Source organism: Aquamicrobium sp. YD-1-mutant5, assembly GCF_059509755.1.
In genome coordinates this window covers 242,991-259,246 of record NZ_JCAKKP010000002.1, presented here as the reverse complement: position 1 = coordinate 259,246, position 16,256 = coordinate 242,991, and the positions used below count along the sequence as shown (strand labels likewise).

The 16,256-nt window shown below is 66.0% G+C and carries 14 protein-coding genes; 7 read left to right on the top strand and 7 right to left on the bottom strand.

Annotation, left to right across the window (positions count from 1 at the left end):
- Positions 1 to 61: 61 nt before the first annotated feature.
- From AC5XE7_RS03820 to AC5XE7_RS03805, 4 genes are all read left to right on the top strand, one after another.
- Positions 62 to 1,180 (top strand): siderophore-interacting protein, encoded by a 1,119-nt coding sequence (locus tag AC5XE7_RS03820; RefSeq protein WP_495364870.1) that lies wholly within the window; start codon positions 62 to 64, stop codon positions 1,178 to 1,180.
- 319 nt (positions 1,181 to 1,499) lie between these two features.
- Positions 1,500 to 1,997 carry an RNA polymerase sigma factor gene (locus tag AC5XE7_RS03815; RefSeq protein WP_495364869.1) on the top strand — a complete coding sequence of 166 codons (498 nt, stop codon included), beginning with the start codon at positions 1,500 to 1,502 and terminating at the stop codon, positions 1,995 to 1,997.
- A gap of 170 nt (positions 1,998 to 2,167) precedes the next feature.
- Positions 2,168 to 3,118 carry a FecR family protein gene (locus AC5XE7_RS03810; protein WP_495364868.1) on the top strand — a complete coding sequence of 317 codons (951 nt, stop codon included), beginning with the start codon at positions 2,168 to 2,170 and terminating at the stop codon, positions 3,116 to 3,118.
- Positions 3,119 to 3,284: 166 nt separating this feature from the next.
- Positions 3,285 to 6,458, top strand: coding sequence for a TonB-dependent receptor domain-containing protein (locus tag AC5XE7_RS03805; protein WP_495364867.1), 3,174 nt, complete (start codon positions 3,285 to 3,287; stop codon positions 6,456 to 6,458).
- Between the two features lie 10 nt (positions 6,459 to 6,468).
- On the opposite strand, the gene AC5XE7_RS03800 is transcribed toward AC5XE7_RS03805, so the two are convergent.
- The 7 genes from AC5XE7_RS03800 to AC5XE7_RS03770 form a co-directional block, all read right to left on the bottom strand.
- Positions 6,469 to 7,569 carry a pyridoxal-phosphate-dependent aminotransferase family protein gene (locus tag AC5XE7_RS03800; protein ID WP_495364866.1) on the bottom strand — a complete coding sequence of 367 codons (1,101 nt, stop codon included), beginning with the start codon at positions 7,567 to 7,569 and terminating at the stop codon, positions 6,469 to 6,471.
- Positions 7,562 to 8,368: an ABC transporter ATP-binding protein gene (locus AC5XE7_RS03795; protein ID WP_495364865.1), complete on the bottom strand. Its 807-nt coding sequence runs from the start codon at positions 8,366 to 8,368 to the stop codon at positions 7,562 to 7,564. Before AC5XE7_RS03795 ends, AC5XE7_RS03800 begins: the two co-directional genes overlap by 8 nt.
- The gene (locus AC5XE7_RS03790) at positions 8,365 to 9,159 is read right to left on the bottom strand and encodes an ABC transporter ATP-binding protein (protein WP_495364945.1); all 795 of its coding nucleotides are present in this window, start codon (positions 9,157 to 9,159) and stop codon (positions 8,365 to 8,367) included. The genes AC5XE7_RS03795 and AC5XE7_RS03790 overlap by 4 nt, the downstream gene beginning before the upstream one ends.
- Positions 9,159 to 9,989 carry an ABC transporter permease gene (locus tag AC5XE7_RS03785; RefSeq protein ID WP_495364864.1) on the bottom strand — a complete coding sequence of 277 codons (831 nt, stop codon included), beginning with the start codon at positions 9,987 to 9,989 and terminating at the stop codon, positions 9,159 to 9,161. Before AC5XE7_RS03785 ends, AC5XE7_RS03790 begins: the two co-directional genes overlap by 1 nt.
- Positions 9,986 to 10,975 (bottom strand): ABC transporter permease, encoded by a 990-nt coding sequence (locus AC5XE7_RS03780; RefSeq protein WP_495364863.1) that lies wholly within the window; start codon positions 10,973 to 10,975, stop codon positions 9,986 to 9,988. The genes AC5XE7_RS03785 and AC5XE7_RS03780 overlap by 4 nt, the downstream gene beginning before the upstream one ends.
- A gap of 302 nt (positions 10,976 to 11,277) precedes the next feature.
- The gene (locus AC5XE7_RS03775) at positions 11,278 to 12,882 is read right to left on the bottom strand and encodes an ABC transporter substrate-binding protein (RefSeq protein ID WP_495364862.1); all 1,605 of its coding nucleotides are present in this window, start codon (positions 12,880 to 12,882) and stop codon (positions 11,278 to 11,280) included.
- Between the two features lie 348 nt (positions 12,883 to 13,230).
- A complete protein-coding gene (locus tag AC5XE7_RS03770; protein ID WP_495364861.1) occupies positions 13,231 to 13,509 on the bottom strand; it encodes an usg protein in 279 nt (92 codons plus the stop codon).
- A gap of 421 nt (positions 13,510 to 13,930) precedes the next feature.
- Here AC5XE7_RS03770 and AC5XE7_RS03765 point away from each other — a divergent pair, with 421 nt between their 5' ends.
- The 3 genes from AC5XE7_RS03765 to AC5XE7_RS03755 all read left to right on the top strand — a co-directional run bounded on the left by AC5XE7_RS03765 (position 13,931) and on the right by AC5XE7_RS03755 (position 16,241).
- Positions 13,931 to 14,245, top strand: a complete 315-nt coding sequence (locus AC5XE7_RS03765) for a co-chaperone GroES (RefSeq protein WP_495364860.1) — start codon at positions 13,931 to 13,933, stop codon at positions 14,243 to 14,245.
- A gap of 84 nt (positions 14,246 to 14,329) precedes the next feature.
- Positions 14,330 to 15,955, top strand: a complete 1,626-nt coding sequence (gene groL, locus AC5XE7_RS03760; protein ID WP_495364859.1) for a chaperonin GroEL — start codon at positions 14,330 to 14,332, stop codon at positions 15,953 to 15,955.
- Between the two features lie 76 nt (positions 15,956 to 16,031).
- Positions 16,032 to 16,241 (top strand): hypothetical protein, encoded by a 210-nt coding sequence (locus tag AC5XE7_RS03755; protein WP_495917642.1) that lies wholly within the window; start codon positions 16,032 to 16,034, stop codon positions 16,239 to 16,241.
- The last annotated feature ends 15 nt before the right edge of the window (positions 16,242 to 16,256 follow it).

Below are 16,256 nucleotides of genomic sequence, written 5' to 3'. Positions count from 1 at the left end.
CGCGGCAAGAACCGCGGGCACCGCCTGCGGTTTCACGCACGCAGACACAAGGAGAGTTCACATGACCGGATATTTCACCGAAGCCCGGATCGAACTTGGCAATTCGCCGGCCTTCATCAGCAGGATCGGCGACCATCTGAAGCTCTATGGCGCGGAGCTTTCCCGCTGGGACAATGCGCTCGATGCCTCGACCGAATTGTGGACCAGCAGCTTCGAGAGCGAAACCGGCCGCCTGCTGGTCCGCGCCGAAGCTTCCAGCCTCGACATGCTCTATCTGGTCAAGATGACCATCGCCGAGCAGGTCATGCAGTTCGTGGGCGACGAGGCTTTTCGCATCGCCTGGACGGGTGACGGCAGCGACCTGACCGTGCCGCCCAATTTCAGCATCATGGAGGTGGCGTCCGTCCGCGACGTCACCCCGCATATGCGGCGCATCACCTTGCGCGGCGACGATCTCTCCCGCTTCGATACGCTGGAGGCGCTGCACCTGCGCATCCTCGTCCAGCATCCTGAGACGCCCACGCCACAATGGCCGACGCTCGACCCCAACGGCATCGTGCGCTGGCCGGATGGCGAGCACCGGCCCCGCCTGCGGGTCTACACGGTGCGCAAGGTGGATGTGGCGGCGGGAACCATGGATCTCGACTTCGTTCTCCACGGCGATGCCCACACGGAGGGCGGACCGGGAACCGCGCCGGGGGCGGACTGGGCGCGCCATGCCGCCATCGGCCAGCCCATGGGCATTATCGGCCCCGGCGGCGGCGGCCTGAAGGAGGCGGACTGGTATCTGTTCGCCGGCGACGAAACCGGACTGCCGGCAATCGGGCGCATGCTGGAAGCCCTGCCGCCGCAGGCACGCGGCCATGTCATCGTCGAGGTGGCCGATGCCGGCGAGGAGCAGGCGCTTGCCGCCCCGCTAGGCTTTGAAATCCGCTGGCTGCACCGCAACGGCGCGGAAGCCGGAACCACCACGCAGCTCGCCGATGCGGTGAAGGGCGTGTCCTTCCCGAAGGATGGCCGCGAAATCTATGCGTGGGCCGCCTGCGAGTTCGATGCCTTCCGCGCCATCCGCACCTATCTGCGCAAGGAGGTCAAACTTTCCCGGGCCGACCACCTCGTCGTTTCCTACTGGCGCAGAGGCAGGAGCGAGGAAGAAAGCGGCGGCCACCAAGACGACTGATTTTCAGAATACCTGTTTCCCCCAAAGCCAGCCAAAAGGGCCAGCCAGCGCCTGACCCGCGAGCCAGCCACCCCCCCATTGATCCAGCTTTGGACAAAAGATGATCCAGAGAAGCCGGTTATACCGGCTTTTTTTATTCCGTGCCGGCTGCGGAACTGGTCAAACCCCATATTAACATGATAATTTTAGTTAAGTTTCAGAAGCAGCGGCCCGCCACTTCACGAGATGCGTTCATCTCGCTCTAAGCTGTTGCCATTGCGTGATTTTTACCTTTCCGCTAAGGCGCAACGGTTTTGCACAAACAAAAAGGTTCGGGGCGTTGGCCTGGGATTTTCAGGAACTGTTCCGCAGACATGCGAAGGAAATAGCCCGCGCGCTGCGTCGCCGCGGGCTGGCGGAGGACGTGGCCGCCGACCTGACGCAGGACACGTTCCTGCGCGTCATGGCCAGTCCGCCGGGCGAGGCGACGCAGAACCACAATCCCCGCGCCTATCTGTTTGAAGTCTCCCGCAACCTCAGCATCAACTATCACCGCAGGCAGGCCATAGACCCCACGGTCTATGTCGACGAGGATGCCATGATCCGCGTGGCCGACCCCGCGCCCTCCGCGGAAACACTCGTCTATTCGCGCCAGATGCTGCGGCAGATCGGCGATGCGCTCGAAGAATTGCCGGACAAGACGCGCGAGGCCTTCATTCTTCATCGCATCGATGGCATGACGATTGCGGAAGTGGCGGAGCGGCTGGGGCTTTCGAACACGCGCGCATGGGAACTCGTCCATCGCGCCTACCGGCATCTTCTGCTTCGGGTGGAATAGGCGCCGGGTGGAACAGGCGTCGGTGGAACAGGGGCGGATTTGCGATTTTTCTGCTCAGATTCTTTCGCCCCGATTCTTGCGTGACGGGAGCGAATATTTTCCGCTCTGCTTTGTATCATGAGGAAGGCGTTCGCATGTCGCGTGCAACCAACCGGCCTTGAAGGTTTTCCATGGGCGAGAACTCAGACGAATTTGATCGGCTCGTGTCGGAAGCCATCGATATCGTCATCCGCATGCAGAACGACCCCGCCAATCCCGTGCCGGTAGAGATGGCGCGCAGCTGGCGCGCCCGCAGCGAACGGCACGAAGCCATCTGGAGCCGTGTCAGCGGCATCCATGGCGCGTCCGGCCAGTTTCTGGAAGAACAGCGCCGCAGCCAGCGGAACGTCACGCGGCGCAACCTCATCGGCGGCGCGCTGGCCGTGACGGGCGTGGCAGGCCTCGGCTCGCTGACGATACCCGGCGCGCTGGTGCGCGCGCAGGCCGACCACGTAACCGGCACGGGCGAGATCCGCCGCATCGAGCTGCCCGACGGCAGCATGGCGACGCTCGGTCCCCAATCCGCGATCGCCATGACCCTGACGCGCACCGAGCGCCGGGTCGAACTGCTGATGGGCATGTGCTTCTTCGACGTGGCGCGCGACCGCGCCCGGCCGTTCATCGCCGCAGCCGATGGCGTCGAGGCAAGGGCGCTCGGCACGGCCTTCGAGCTTTCCAGCGATGCCGACATCGTCAGCATGGCCGTTGCGGAAGGGACCGTGGAAGCGGCAGCCCCCGGAACCGCGCCAGCGCTCCACGAGATGCTGATCTTGGGGGAGTGGCTGTCCTACGATCCCGCAAGCGCGACGGTCACCCGCGGCAGGCGCGAGCCGGCAGAGGTGGCAGGCTGGCGTGACAGCACGATCGTCGCCGACCGGGAAACGGTGACAGCCCTTGTCGCCCGCATCAGCCGCTGGATACCCGGCACCGTCGTCAGCGCCCACCCATCGATCGGCGCCCAGCGGGTCAGCGGTCTCTACGACCTGCGCGATCCCCTTGCCGCGCTGGAGGCCGTGGTGCAGCCGACCGGCGCCCGCGTGCGCCGGCTTTCTTCTGGCCTGACGGTGATTTCCCCGATCTGACGCGCATTTTTCCTGTTCGTGCCCATCCGGCGCGTGCCGGCAAAAAATATTTGCAGACAGGCCCGAATATTTCCGGCCCCCGATTGTAACAGCCTCAGGAGACCGTGTTACCCAGCGAACAGGCAGGCGAGTCCAAATCTTTCTCGATCGATCGGAGTCGTCTGCAATGGGTTACGCGTTCAGCAATCGGGCTGTATTCAGGGTCGGCCGCAGGGCCTTTGCCGCCGCCTTGCTCGGCACCACGGCCTTCGCCGTTCTTCTGCCCGCCACCACCGGGCCGGCAACGGCGCAGTCTGCGCAGATCAGCTTCAACATTCCGGCCGGCCCGCTCAGCCAGGCCATAACCGCCTATGGCAGGCAGGCAGGGCTTCAGGTCACGTTCCTGGCCTCCACGGCGGCCGGCAAGACGACCGCAGGCTTCAGCGGAACCGCAACGCGCGAAGGCGCGCTGTCGCGGCTGTTGTCCGGCACGGGGCTGAGCTATTCCTTCACCGCCGCCAAAACGGTCGCCATCTCGACCGTGCCCGCTGCCGCCGGCACGGCCAGTGGCGCCGGCTCGGTGGTGCTCGATACCATCGACGTGACCGCGCAGGGAATGGGCGATGCGCCGTTCCGCACGCCGGCGCCGGTCAGCACCACCACGGCCGCCAATCTGCAGGGGCGCTATGGCGGCGACGTCAACCAGGCGCTGCGCAATACGCCCGGCACCTTCTCGCGCCCCGGTGGCAACCAGCCCGGACTTTCCGTCAACATCCGCGGCATGAGCGGCTATGGCCGCGTCAATTCCATGATCGACGGCGTGCCGCAGACCTTCCGCAACGGCGCCGGCCACGGCGCCTATGGCGGCACCTATCTCTATCTGCAGCCCGACTTCATTGCGGGCGTCGACATCACGCGCGGTGCGGTTTCGGGCGCGGCCGGTTCGGGCACGCTGTCGGGCGCGGCCAATTTCCGCTCCATCGGCATCGACGACATCCTGCTTCCCGGCTCCAACGCCGGCGTGATGACCAAATGGAAGGTCGGCTCGAACGGCTATGACTGGAGCGGCATGACCGCCGCCGGCATGCGCACCGCCATCAATGGCGGCGAGGGCGAGATGAGCGTCATGGGCGCCTGGGCCGACAGCCAGAGCAAGGACTACCGCAACGGCGACGGCACCACCTTCTATGAGCGCAACCGGCCGCTCGGCGGGCTCGGCAAGATCGAGATCAAGCCGAACGACACCCATGCGCTGAAGCTGGGCTGGGTCTATTACGACAATGATTTTCGTAATTCCGGCTATATGTGGGGGGTGAAGAACAACACCTATTCGCTGAACTACGCCTTCACGCCGGACAGCAATCTCTTCGACACGAAGATCAACCTCTACTACAACAAGGCCAACATGCTCTACGACCCCGGCGCCGGCGGCGGCAGCTATGCGGGTCGTGAAACCGACGCCATCTCCTTCGGCGGCGACATCACCAACACCAGCACCTTCGACCTGACCAACGGCTTCGGCCTGAAGCTCGACTATGGCGCGTCCTACCACATGGACGACTACCGCGTTTCGGCGCGGCGCGGCGTGAACCAGCCGGGCAAGCTCGCCAAGGCCAGCGCCTTCACCGACGCGACCCTGTCCTACGGCATGTTCGATTTCATCACCGGGCTGCGCTACGACCACTGGCACCTTTCCGGCACCCGGCAGGCAAGAACGCAGGGCACGGGCGCGGGCGGCTCCGCCGAATGTCCCGTAGGTCCGGAAAACTGCCCGGCCGAGCATGTCTCGCGCGATGGCGGCAAGGTCAATCCGAAGTTCACGCTGGCGGCCAACCCCACCAACTGGCTCCAGCTCTACACCGCCTATTCGCACACCTACCGTCCGCCCACCGCGCAGGAGTCCTTCTGGGGTCTGGTCGGCATCGGCGCGCAGCTCGGCAGCGGCATCTTCAACAACATGGATCTCAAGCCCGAAACCAGCAAGGGCTGGGATCTGGGCTTCAACATCGCCAGGAACGACCTGTTCTTCGAAAAGGACGCCGCGCGCCTGAAGGTCGGCTACTTCGACAACCGCATCAGGAACTACATCACCAACGGCACCATCAGCATGGAGCGCTGCGCGGGCGCCGCCGAATGCTGGTACGACACGGCGATGTGGATCAACGTGCCGGGCACCACCCGCATGCGCGGCGTCGAGATCGAGGGCGGCTACGATGCCGGCTTCGCCTACGCCAACTTCTCCTACACCAATGCTAAAACCAAGACCCCCACTGGCGGCATGGTCGGCGCTGGCGGCAATGCGGACATCGACATTCTGCCGGAAGATTACGGAATGGTCGATGTGGGGCTGCGCTTCTTCGACGAGAAGCTCACCCTCGGCGGCAAGGCCCGCTATGTCGGCAAGGGGACCTATGCAACCATCAACTTTTTCGGTCCCGACGCGACCTTCACGGATGTCCCCTCGCACACGCTGTTCGACATCTACGGCTCCTACGACTTCAACGAGGCGAGCCGGCTGTTCTTCTCGGTCGAGAACGTGGGCAACAAGGTCTATGCCGTTCCGCTGAGCGGCGACGGCGTGCAGCTTGCCGGCAAGGGCCGCACCTTCATCGCCGGCTTCAGCACCAAGATCGGCGTTCCGGGCATGTCCTCGAAGCCCGCCGACCCGGATGCCGGCATCATGGCGGCGATCGCTGCCCAGAAGGGCGGCATGGTCGCGCCGGCTTCCTATGACTGGAGCGGCTTCTATGCGGGCGTCAGCGCCGGGCACGACTGGTCGCGCAACGGCAACGACTATGCGCTGGATGCCTCGGGCGTATCCTACACCAGCTCCTACAGGCAGCGCCTCGAAGGCTTCCTCGGCGGCGTCTATGCCGGCTACAATCACGACTTCGGCAACGGCTTCGTGGCCGGCGTCGATGCCGACCTCAACATCGCCGACAGCTCCGGCGGACCGGACACGTTCAGCATCTACCGCGCCAACGCGTCGGATTACCTGAATGCGACGCTGAAGTCGAAGCAGAGCTGGTCGGGAGCGCTGAGGGGCCGCATCGGCTATGCCTATGGCCGCTACCTGCCTTACGTCGCGGCCGGCGTGGCCGTCGCCGGATACGAGCACCAGGCCTCCTTCACCAATGGCTGGCTGGCCACGCCGCGCGATCCGGTCAGCGGCTCCAAGACCCATACCGGCTTCACCATCGGCACCGGCATCGAGCATGCCGTGACCGACAAGGCGATCGTCAGGGCCGAATACCGCTACTCCGACTATGGCAGCGCCGACTTCTCCGCTGCCGGTCTCGACCGCAAGATCGGGATCGACAGCTCGCACGACCTGCGCTTCGGCCTGAGCTACAAGTTCTGAACGGGTAGCTTCAACCGTTCCAGACGGCATCGACGGCGGCTTCGGCCGCCGTTTCGCTGACAGCCACGCCCGCCTCGCGCAGGACGCGGGCAACGGCGCGGATGCCGGCCAGAACCGTTTCCCGGGCAGCGCGCGGGCCGGTATGATCGAGGCGCAACAGCCTCGACGCCACCGCGCCGACCCCGGCGGAGAGGCCTGCCGCAACCGCCGCCTCGTGCTGCGCCAGCCTGTGCGAATCCAGCCCTTCAGGGAGCAGAATGGTGGTGACGAACCGCGAGGCTTCGTTTTCATCGCTGACCCACAGCCGCGCGCCGAGCGCCTGCAGACCGGCGCGGGCGGCGCACTGGGCGCGCAGATGGCGGGCGACGGTGCCGGCGATGCCTTCCGCCTCCACCCGGTCGAGCGCGGCTTCCAGCGCGTGGAACTCCAGCGCAGACGGCATGCCGGAAAGCACGCCGCGCCCCGCATCCAGCCAGTTGCGTTTTATATCCACCAGCGACAGCACCGAGTGCCGCGGCGCGTCCGGCCGGTCGATAGCCTGCCATGCGCGCGGGCTGACGCAGAGCGCGGAAATGCCAGCCGGTCCGCCCAGCCCTTTTTGCGGGCCGATGACGGCGATGTCGATGCCCAGCGCGTCCACATCCAGCTCGTGTCCGCCCGCGGAGGCCACCGCATCGACCAGCAGCAGCGTGCCCTTTTCGCGCACCAGCTCCGCTATTTCGGGGAGCGGATTAAGGATGCCGGACGCCGATTCCGCATGCACCAGCGCCACCAGATCGATGTGGTCGGCGTGGGCCAGCGCCTGCGCCACCGCTTCGACGGTGACGGGCAGGCCGGGTTCGGCCCTCAGTTCAACGACCTCTGCGCCCGCACGCTTCAGCCACCCGCCGAACAGCTCGCCATAGGGGCTGGTGACGATGTTGAGCGCGCGCAGGCCCGGCCGGCCGAGGCTGGTCGCCGCCGCCTCCAGCGCCACCACGGCTTCCGCCTGCACGAACACCACGTCGTTGCCGGTGCCGACCAGCGCCGCGATGCGGTCGACAAGCCTTGCGTAGCCCGCGGCAGGATAGGGCGGCAGGTCGAGCAACGAATGGCGGTCGAAATCAGGCATTTCGGGATGCTTCCCCATGAGGTTGGGAGGTGTGAAGGCGGGGGATGGCGGCGACCAGCGCGCGGCCGGTTTCCGATTGGGGATCGGCGACGACCGTGGCGGCGGGGCCTGCTTCCACGATGCGGCCGCGATCCATGATTGCGATGCGGTGCGAGACGGCGCGCACCACAGCCAGATCGTGCGAGACGAACAGATAGGCAAGGCCGCGCTCGCGCTGCAGGGCAACCAGCAGGTCGAGGATCTGGCCGCGCACGGTGACGTCGAGCGCCGACACCGCCTCATCGAGCACGATCAGCTCCGGCTCGGTGGCCAGCGCGCGGGCAATGGCGACGCGCTGGCGCTGGCCGCCGGAAACGGCATGGACGGGCCGCGCCGCGAGATGTGCCGGCAGGCCCACGCTGTCCAGCAGTTCCGCGATCCGGCGCGGGCGCTCGGCGCGGGAGGCGAGCCCGTGAATGCGCAGCGGATCGGCCAGCACGTCGGCCACGGTGGCGCGCGGGTTGAAGGCGGCGGAGGGGTCCTGAAACACCATCTGTATGCGCTTGCGCATGGCGCGCAGCGCCTTGCCGCTCAGCGCGCCGAGGTTTTCGTCGCCGAAGGCGATGGTGCCGGAATCCGGCTCGATCAGCCGCATCACCACCCGCGCCAGCGTGGACTTGCCGCTGCCGGACGGACCCACCAGACCGATGGTTTCGCCGGCCGCCACCGACATCGACACATTGTCGAGCGCCTTCACCTCGCGCCCGCCCGAGCGGTAGGTCCTGGTGAGGTTGTGAACGGCAAGCAGCGGCGCTCTCATGGCTGCTTCTCCGTGATCAGCGGCGGCGTGTCGAGCCCGATATGGCTGGCAAGCAGCCTGGCCGTGTAGGCCTCTTTCGGCGCGCCGAGCAGTGCTGTGGCGGGGCCGGCCTCCACCAGCCGCGCATCGTGCAGCACGGCGATGCGGTCGGCGAAACCGGAGGCGAGCGCGATGTCGTGTGTGATGAAGATCAGCGTCATGCCTTCGGCACGAACCAGCTCGTCGAGCAGCACCACGATTTCGGCCTGCACGATGGTGTCGAGCGCACTCGTCGCCTCGTCGGCGATCAGCAGCGACGGCTCGCCCGCGATGGCCGCCGCAATCGCCACGCGCTGGCGCTGGCCGCCTGAAAGCTGGTGCGGATAGGCGGCAAGCGCGCGGCCGGGATCGGGAATGCGCACCCGTTCCAGCAAGGCGCGGGCGCGCTCCCGCGCCGCGTGGCGCGTGAGCCCGAGATGCAGGCGCGCGACTTCGGCGATCTGCCGGCCGACCGGGATGACCGGGTTGAGGCTCGCGCCCGCATCCTGAAACACAAAGCCGATATCGCGGCCGGCGCGCGGCGGCGCGGCAAAGCCCGGCCAGCCGATGCGGCCCGCAATGCGGGCTTCCGGCGGCAGGAGATCGCCCAGCGCCAGCGCCAGCGTCGACTTGCCCGAGCCGCTTTCGCCGATGACGGCCAGCCGCTCGCCCTTGAGAATGTCGAGGTCGAGGTCGTGAAGGGCGACATGCGCGGCTTCTGCGCTGCCATAGGTCACGGTGAGCCCGCGCAGGGCGGCAAGCACATCGCTCATCATGGCCGCGCCTTTCTGCTCGCCAGCGCATCGGACAACCCTTCGGCCAGCAGATAGACGCCGAGCACGGTGACGACGAGGCCGATGCCCGGCACGATGGACAGGAACGGCGCGGAGCGCAGCACGTTGCGCCCCTCCGCGATCATCGAGCCCCAGGTGACGATGTTGGGGTCGCCGAGGCCGAGGAAGGAAAGGGCAGATTCGATCAGCACCGCGTTGCCGACGATCACCGCCGCCAGAGCCAGCACCGGCGGCAGCGCATTGGGCAGCACTTCGCGCAGCGCGATCTCGGCCGGATGCATGCCGATGACGCGCGCCGCCGCCACATAGTCGCGCTCGCGGATCGACAGCACCTCGGCGCGCGCCAGCCGGGCAGGGCCGGTCCATGCACCGAGCGCGATGGCGAGGATGACCACGGGCAGGGACGCGCCCGAAACGCTGACGAAGGCCAGCGCCAGAAGAAAGCCCGGCACGGTCTGGAAAGCGTCCACGACGCGCATCAGCGCCTCGTCCACCAGCCCACCGGCAAAGCCCGCTATTGTGCCGACCAGCGCGCCGAAAATGATGGAGACAGCGGCAGCCGCCAGCCCGACGGCCAGCGAAGCCTGCGCGCCATGGAACAGGCCGGCCAGCACGTTGCGGCCGAGCCGGTCGGTGCCGAGCGGAAAGGCCGGGTCGGTGAAGGGCAGCGTCAGCGGCGGGCCGGCAATCGCCAGCGGATCGCCGGGAAAAAGAAGCGGTGCGCTGAGTGCGGCCAGCACCAGCAGTGCCAGCAGCACCAGACCGGCCACGCCGGCGGGAGACCGCAAGAGGCGTTTTATGGCGCTCATGCCGCCACCTCATTCGCGCCGACGCGCGGATCGAGAAACGCATAGGCCATGTCGACGGCAAGGTTCACGAGAATGACCAGCACGGCGCTGACGAGGATGATGCCGGTGAGCAGCGGCGCGTCGCGCCCGGCCACGGCCTCCTGCGCCAGCCGCCCGAAGCCGGGAATGGCGAAGACGCTTTCGATGACCACGCTGCCGCCCAGCATCGAGGCGGCGTGCAGGCCCAGCATGGTGACGAGCGGCAACAGCGCGTTGCGGGCTATGTGGAACACGGCCATGCGCGCCGGGCCGATGCCCCGCGCCCGGGCTGCCAGCGCATAGTCCTGCCGCCAGGCTTCCGCCATGCCGGCGCGCATCATGCGCAGGAACAGGGCGAGATAGATCAGGCCGAGCGCTGCCACTGGCAGGGCCAGATGCCATGCGATGTCGCGCGCCCGCGCCAGCCCTTGTTTGCCGGAGGCAATGGTTTCGATGCCGGAGGTTGGAAACCAGCGCAGTTGCACGGAAAACAGCACGATCAGCACGAGGCCGAGCCAGAAGCTCGGCACCGTATAAAGCGCCAGCGAGCCGGTGGAGAGCAGGCGATCGCGCCAGCTTCCCGGCTTCGAGCCGGCAACGATGCCGAGCAGCGACCCGGCGGTGAAGGAAAGTCCGACCGCGCCCACCATCAGCCACAGCGTGTTGGGCAGCCGCTCCGCGATCAGCCCCGCGATCGGCCGGTTGAAGGTGACGGACCAGCCGAGATCGAACCGGGCGAGCGAGGTGAGATAGAGCCATAGCCGCGACAGGGTGGAGCCTTCGAGGCCATAGCTCTGGCGCAGCGCCTGCACCAGTGCCGGATCGCCGCCGCCGATGGACAGAAGATAAGCGTCCGCAGCATCGCCGGGCGCAAGCTCCAGCAGGAAGAAGGCCCCGACGATGACGATCAGAAGCACCGGAATGCTGCTGATCAGCCTGCGCCGGAGAAGGCGAAGCGCACGGTTCATGCGTCAGACTCCAGAGCATTTCGCAGGCAGACGGAATCGTCTGACGTGGCACGAATACGACCCGGGAAAACAAGCTGGAGCAGCGGCGCTGCGTTCGTCAGGACGCCCGCTGCTCCACATCGGTTCGGGCTTCGGCGGAAGCGGCCCGCAGCATCTCTCCACCACTGATCCCTTCCCGCGAGAGAGGGAGTAGCGAGAGGCCGGCCCCTTGTGGAGGGGTAAGGGCAGGGGTGCTTCATGCGCGACCATCGAAGTTCCATGCCCCACCGAAAAAATGGTCCGGCGGGGCAGGCCGTGACCTGTCACGCGTCCAGTTCGGTGTCGGCCCAGCTGGAAACCGCCCAGCGCGGATTGTTGGACACGTTCTTCACCTGCGAGCTTGCCACGGTGATGAAGCCCCAGTCGGCCACGTTGATGATCGGCAGGTCTTCAGCCACCAGCACCTGAAGCTGCTTATAAAGCGCGGTGCGCGCGGCGGTGTCGACCGTCTCGCCGGCCTTGTCGATCAGCGCGTCGATCTCCTTGTTCTCATAGCCACCCTGATTGGAGAAGGGCACGCCGGCCGGTGTGCCGGAGCGCACCAGAATGGTGGTGGAGATGGCCGGATCGCCGCGGAACACGGTGGGCGCGACGGCGAGGTCGAAATCGTGGTCGGTGTAGACCGCCTTCTGGTGCGCGGCGGCGTCGTTGTTCACGACCGTGGCATCGATGCCGACGGCGGCCAGCGCCTGCCGCAGATAGTCGCCGAACTGGCGCGTCTCGGTGAAGTAGGGCGCCGGCAGCAGGCGCAGCGCGAAGCGGGTGCCGCCGTCCTTGCGCGGATAGCCGGCCTCGTCGAGCAGCGCGTTGGCCTTGTCCACGTCGAACGGATAGAGCGGCACCTCGCCATTGTAGAATTCGGGCGCGTTCTTCGGCACGATGCCGGTGGCCGTCTCCGCATAGCCGAGGAAGATGGTGCGCACCACGAAATCGCGATCGATGGCGTGCGCGATGGCCTGCCGCACCCTGACGTTGGCCAGTTCCGCGCGGCGGTGGTTGATCTCTACGCCAAGCTGATAGGTCAGCGCCTCATAGCCCTTGGAATACACCTCGATGCCCGGCACCTTCGAGATGCGGTCGAGGTCGGTCAGCGGCACCTGACTGAAGGCGGCAAGCTGGATTTCGCCGGCTTCCAGCGCGCCGGCCGCCGCCGCGCGGTCGGGCAGCACGCGGAAGATGATCTCGTCGAGCTTCGGCTCGCCTTCGCCCCAGTAATCGGGGTTGCGCTCCAGCCGGTAATATTCGCCCGGACGGTGCTCGGCGAAGCGGAACGGGCCGGTGCCGACGAGCTTGTTGTTGGCCTCGCTGGCAGCAATGTCGGCCTCGCCCTCGAAGATGTGCTTCGCCACCACGCTCGACACCACCGGCAGCGCGTTGCGGATGAGCTGGAACGGCGTCGGCTTCGCAAAGCGGAACACGGCGGTGTGGTCGTCCGGCGTGTCGACGGCTTCGAGATTGGCGAACACCAGCCGGCCGAGGTTTTGCAGCGGCTTCCACACCTGAAGGGCGGAGAAAGCGACGTCGGCCGAGGTGAAGGGCTTGCCGTCATGCCACTTCACGCCCTCGCGCAGTTTGAAGGTGGCCGAAAGCCCGTCGTCCGAGCCTTCCCATGATGTAGCGAGGCGCGGTGCGAGCCCGCCCTCGCCATCGAACGAGGCTTCGGCCAGCGGCTCGATGACCTTGGAGGCGACGAAAAAAACGCCGTTCGAGGCGACGATGGCCGGGTTGAGATTGCGCGGCTCGGAATCGGCGGCGACGACGAGGCGGCTGCCGCTCTGGGCGAAGGTGAGCCGGGGCAGGGCGGTTGAGGCCAGCAGAAGTGCCGAACCCTTGAAAAGGGTGCGCCGGGAAAGGGAAACCATGTTCATTTTCTGCTCCGCCAGAACGCGTTGAGGAAGTGGATCGATGCCCGGTAGCACGATGCCCGATGGATCACGAAGTCTGGCAGCGTCCGGAATTGGCGGCATTCTCCTGCAAGCCCGGACCCTCATACAGGGATGAAATCCTGCGGATCGCCGCATGATTAGAATTATCTCTTACATATGCGGCGTCAACGGGAAGGAGATGGCGTGGACCTAAGCATATTGCCCGCTGGACCGGCCAGCGGACAATGTGGACGATATGGGCTGCTCATGTCGGCGATCCGGCTTGCCGGTCGCGGCAGGTTCGCACCAAATCAGGGGAGAGCCCTCGGTGATCCCGCTCGGGGTCTGCCCTCAGTGAATGGAGATCTCCCTGTCCACCGCGCGCCACTCGGCGGGCGTGATCAGGTGGTGATGGGCAACCCGCACCGAGTGCAGCGGGCCATCCAGCTCCCGCGCCCAGTAATCGAGGAAGCTCTTCAGCTCGGGGAAATGCGGAGCCAGATCGTATTCCTGCCAGATATAGAGCTGGAGCAGGCAAGGGTGATCGGGCAGATGGTAATGGATTTCGGCCGTGGTCAGGCCGTAGCCCATCATCTGGAGCTGGAAATCGCTGCGTGCCGTGGTTGCCATTGTTACATCCTTGCGCATGTCCGGGGATGCCTGTCTGGGAGTGCGTGACCGGACCGCGCCTGCCCCGGTCGCAAGGCGACGGTCGGATGCGGGTGACGCCGGGCTGAAGGCGGGCCTGTTTCGTAACCTCCCTTGCGCGCTGCCGCCGGCACCGTTCCACCCACACCTTCACAGTGTGGCCGAACACCATTCAAATTCAAGATCGAAAAGCTTTCCCGGTGTAAAAAACATCGTGATTTCATGGCACTAGCAATCATGTGCTGCGAGTGCCAAAATTTTTGCCGACACCTCTTGAAAGCCGAAATCCGCGAAACCAGATCGATAGCCGCGCGGCGCCGGAAAGGGTCGCGCGTGCCGTTCCGCTTCGCACGATCCGGGTGGAACGGTGCAGTCCGTTTGTCCGTGAGAGGAGAACAAAGACATGACGTTCCGTCCCCTGCATGACCGCATTCTGGTGCGCCGCATCGAGGCCGACGAAAAGACGGCCGGCGGCATCATCATCCCCGACACCGCGAAGGAAAAGCCGCAGCAAGGCGAGGTCATCGCCGTCGGTCCCGGTGCCCGTGACGAAAGCGGCAGGCTGGTCCGGCTCGACGTGAAGGTGGGAGACCGCATCCTGTTCGGCAAATGGTCCGGCACCGAGATCAGGCTCAGGGGCGAGGACCTGCTGATCATGAAGGAAAGCGACGTGATGGGCGTGATCGAGGAGACCGCCGCCGTGAAGAAGGCCGCCTGACGGCTTCTTCCGGCATCAGCCAGTCCCATCAACCAGTCCCCATCAACCAGTCAAAAGTAAGCTGCCTAATGAAGGAGTGATCCAATGGCTGCCAAGGAAGTCAGATTCAGCACCGAAGCCCGCGAGAAGATGCTGCGCGGCGTCGACATTCTCGCCAATGCGGTGAAGGTCACCCTCGGTCCCAAGGGCCGCAATGTGGTGATCGACAAGTCGTTCGGCGCGCCGCGCATCACCAAGGACGGCGTTTCCGTCGCCAAAGAGATCGAGCTTGAGGACAAGTTCGAGAACATGGGCGCGCAGATGGTGCGCGAGGTTGCCTCCAGAACCAACGATCTGGCCGGCGACGGCACCACCACCGCCACCGTTCTGGCGCAGGCCATCGTCAGGGAAGGCGCGAAGGCCGTCGCCTCCGGCATGAACCCGATGGACATGAAGCGCGGCATAGACAAGGCCGTGGATGCGGTGGTGGCCGAACTGAAGGCCAATGCCCGCAAGATCACGAAAAACGACGAGATCGCGCAGGTCGGCACCATCTCGGCCAATGGCGACACCGAAATCGGCCGCTTCCTGGCCGAGGCCATGCAGAAGGTCGGCAACGAGGGCGTCATCACCGTCGAGGAAGCCAAGACCGCCGAGACCGGGCTGGAAGTCGTGGAAGGCATGCAGTTCGACCGCGGATATCTCTCGCCCTACTTCATCACCAATCAGGAGAAGATGCGGGTGGAGCTGGAAGAGCCCTATGTGCTCATCCATGAGAAGAAGCTGTCCAACCTTCAGGCCCTGCTGCCCGTGCTCGAAGCGGTGGTCAAATCGGGCAAGCCGCTGCTCATCATCGCCGAGGATGTGGAGGGCGAGGCGCTGGCCACGCTGGTGGTCAACAAGCTGCGCGGCGGCCTGAAGATCGCCGCCGTCAAGGCTCCGGGCTTCGGCGATCGCCGCAAGGCCATGCTGGAAGACATCGCCATCCTCACCGGCGGCACCGCGATCAGCGAGGATCTCGGCATCAGGCTGGAGAACGTCACGCTGGAGATGCTCGGCCGCGCGAAGAAGATCGTCATCGAGAAGGAGAACACCACCATCGTCGACGGGTCCGGCAGGAAGGAGGACATCGAGGGCCGGGTGAAGCAGATCAGGGCCCAGATTGAGGAAACGACCTCCGACTACGACCGCGAGAAGCTTCAGGAGCGGCTGGCGAAGCTCGCCGGCGGCGTTGCCGTCATCCGCGTCGGCGGCTCCACGGAAGTGGAGGTCAAGGAAAAGAAGGACCGCGTCGACGATGCGCTGCACGCCACACGCGCGGCCGTCGAGGAGGGCATCCTGCCGGGTGGCGGCGTTGCCCTGCTGCGCGCCGCGAAGGCGCTGGACGGCGTGAAGACCGACAACGAGGACCAGAAGCACGGGGTGGAGATCGTGCGCCGGGCCATCGAGGCGCCGGTGCGCCAGATCGCAGAGAATGCCGGGGCGGAAGGGTCCATCATCGTCGGCAAGCTGCGCGAGAAGCCGGAGTTCTCGTACGGCTGGAACGCCCAGACCGGCGACTATGGCGACCTGTTCGCGCAGGGCGTGATCGACCCGGCCAAGGTGGTGCGCACGGCGCTTCAGGATGCGGCTTCGGTCGCCGGCCTGCTGGTCACCACCGAGGCCATGATCGCCGAGAAGCCGAAGAAGGAAGCCGCCCCGGCAATGCCCGCCGGAGGCATGGACTTCTGATCCGGTCGTGAAAGGCCCGCTTCCCCTGAAAAGGGGGCGGGCCGTCACCGACGGGTCGCAGGACGATGTGACGACAATGCAGCTTTCAGACCACGTTCCACCGCCAACGCAGCCGGCCGGTGCGTTTCTGGCGCATGAAACGGAATGCCGGAAGGTATTCCTGCCCCTGCTGGAAGACCTTCTCGACCGGGCCGAACAGGCCGGCTGGGACCGCCGCACGGTTGCCTCGACGCTGATGTTCCTTTCGGCGAAGCAGGTTTCCGCCGCCGGCAACCGGGATTCCTGAAAACAACCGGGCACC